The organism is Brasilonema sp. UFV-L1, assembly GCF_012912105.1.
In the GTDB taxonomy this organism is placed as follows: Bacteria; Cyanobacteriota; Cyanobacteriia; order Cyanobacteriales; family Nostocaceae; genus Brasilonema.
This window is the reverse complement of record NZ_QMEA01000276.1, coordinates 1-2,314: the sequence shown is the minus strand read 5'-3', so window position 1 is coordinate 2,314 and position 2,314 is coordinate 1. Positions and strand designations below refer to the sequence as shown.

Genomic DNA, 2,314 nt, shown 5'->3' with positions numbered 1-2,314 from the left:
GTCAATTGCATACAAGCATTGATGACCTCAGTTCAGAAAAAGGCGTAGACTACACTAAACTACGAGATTTCCTAGCAGCAGGAAAGTGGAAAGAAGCTGACTATGAAACCTACCTAGTGATGCTGCAAGCTGTCGGACGCAAGGAAAATGACTACATTAGAGAGCAAGAACTATCAAACTTTCCCTGTACTGACCTGCGTACAATTGACCTACTGTGGGTAAAATATAGCAATGGACGCTTTGGCTTCAGCGTTCAAAAGAAAATTTACCTTTTGGTCGGTGGCAAGCCGGACGACAAGATAAATGTAGAAACTTACAAAAAATTAGGCGATCGCCTGGGATGGAGAGTACAAGAAAACTGGATCTCTTATAAGAGAGTCAGATTTGATATAACATCTCCAGAAGGACACCTCCCCACATTAGCTATGGGTGTGGGCGTTGATGGATTGGGTGTGTTTGGTGTGGTGGTAGAGGGGAGTTGTTGTCTCTTCTCTCGCATCGAGACTTGTAAAACGAACAATGAGCAATGAACAGTACACAGTACACAGTAAACAGTGAAGGAGTCAGGAGTCAGGAGGAGCCAGTGCGGTGGACGGGTTCGGTCAGGCTACAGCAACTGCCGTTCAGAAGTCGGAATTCTTTATTTCTTCCTTGGTGAATACTGTATTCAGCAATTCTGAATTCTTCAAACTGGTAACTGATAACTGATAACTGATAACTGATAATTGAAAGGATAAGCGAAGAAGCAGACAGCCTCAATGACCAGCAAGTTGATTCTCATCATTGATGATGAATATGATATTCGTGCAGTGGCTGAACTTGCTCTCAAAGCAGTTGGAGGTTGGCAAGTATCGACAGCTGTTTCCGGGAGTGAGGGTTTGACTAAAGCTGCTGCTGAACAACCAGATGTTATTTTGCTGGATGTGATGATCCCTGATATGGATGGAATTGCCACCTTAAGGGCTTTACAAGCTAATCCTGTTACCTATTCTATCCCCGTAATTTTATTGACTGCTAAAGTGCAAGCCGCTGAAGAACACCGATTTGCCCAACTGGGAGTGCGAGCCATTATTACCAAACCATTCAAAGCCATGAAGCTGCCCGGACAAATTGCAGCGGCTTTAGGCTGGAACGATTAATTGATATCTTGCTCCACTACGAGTAAATCACTAATACTTGTATTAAATAGTGTTTAAATTTACTAATTTAAATTTACTAAAAATTCCCTTCTTCTCCCAACTCTTCCCACTCCCCGAACTCTCTGAGGTGACGCTTATTTTACCAGGTGTCATGAGTTACCCGATCTAAATCAAGCCATTGACCGTTACCCTTTGACAGTTACACCTGATACTCCGCTCGTTGATGTCATTAACTTAATGAGCCAGGTGCAAGACAGTGGTTGCGCTGCTGATAGCTTAAATTCCTCACTTGACTCAGGAGAATTTCGTCAGGAACGAGCTAGTTGTGTATTGGTAGTAGAGGGTACACAATTAGTAGGAATATTTACGGAGGGGGATGTCGTTCGGCTGGTTGCCAGTGGAATGGACTTTTCTGGGATCACAATCGCTGTTGTGATGGTTCAGCCTGTTGTTACCTTAAAGCAATCCCAGGCTGAAAATGTCTTCGCTGTTTTATCGCTCATGCAACAGCACAAAATTTATCATATCCCTATATTAAATCAGCACGAGGAATTAGTAGGAATCGTCACGCAAACAAATCTGCTACAAGCGTTTGATTGTGTGAAAACATTTGGCGTTGCAGCTTTACAGCAACAGCAACAAGCAAGACGGGTTGAGCAACAATCAATTGAACTCATTCAAGTGAACCAGGAATTGCAAGAAGCGCTGGTGGAAGAAGTACAAATTGTTGAAGAGGAACTGCGAGAGCAAAACGAAGAGTTAGCTAGCACTCGTCAGGAAATAGAGTTAGAGCGCCAACGTTACCAGGATTTGTTCGATTTTGCCCCAGAAGCGTATGTGATAACCGATATTGCCGGAAAGATTCAACAGGCAAACCAAGCAGCAGCCACTTTACTGTGTGTGCCTCAAAACCGTTTGGTAGGTAAACCCCTGGTTATCTTTATTGCCAAATCAGACCGCAAGACCTTTCGTACTCAATTATCGCAGTTGCAGCAAAAGCAGAACTGGGAAGTTTACTTCCAGCCACGGAAAGGCACGCCTTTTCCAGCAGCGATCGCCGTGACTAGTATGCATAACTCACAAGGTCAACGAGTAGGCTTACGCTGGCTCATCCGCGATATTACCTATTTCGGAGAGAAGGCTGGCGCTATAATCTCTGATTTAGCGTCCAGATG

At 44.0% G+C, this 2,314-nt stretch carries 3 protein-coding genes; all 3 read left to right on the top strand.

Translation table 11 applies throughout. The features are described 5' to 3' along the window. Nucleotides 1–530: GUN4 domain-containing protein (locus DP117_RS34025; protein WP_169222558.1), on the top strand; the 530-nt coding region annotated here is incomplete at its 5' end. A 228-nt stretch (nucleotides 531–758) separates the two neighbouring features. After that, complete coding sequence (locus DP117_RS34020; RefSeq protein WP_169222557.1) at nucleotides 759–1,139, top strand: response regulator; 381 nt, start codon at nucleotides 759–761, stop codon at nucleotides 1,137–1,139. Between the two features lie 192 nt (nucleotides 1,140–1,331). After that, on the top strand, nucleotides 1,332–2,314 hold a 983-nt coding region (locus DP117_RS34015), incomplete at its 3' end, for a CBS domain-containing protein (protein WP_169222556.1).

Coding starts and splice junctions, on each gene's coding strand:
- DP117_RS34020 (WP_169222557.1), top strand. CDS start 759: ATGACCAGCAAGTTGATTCTCATCATTGATGATGAATATGATATTCGT.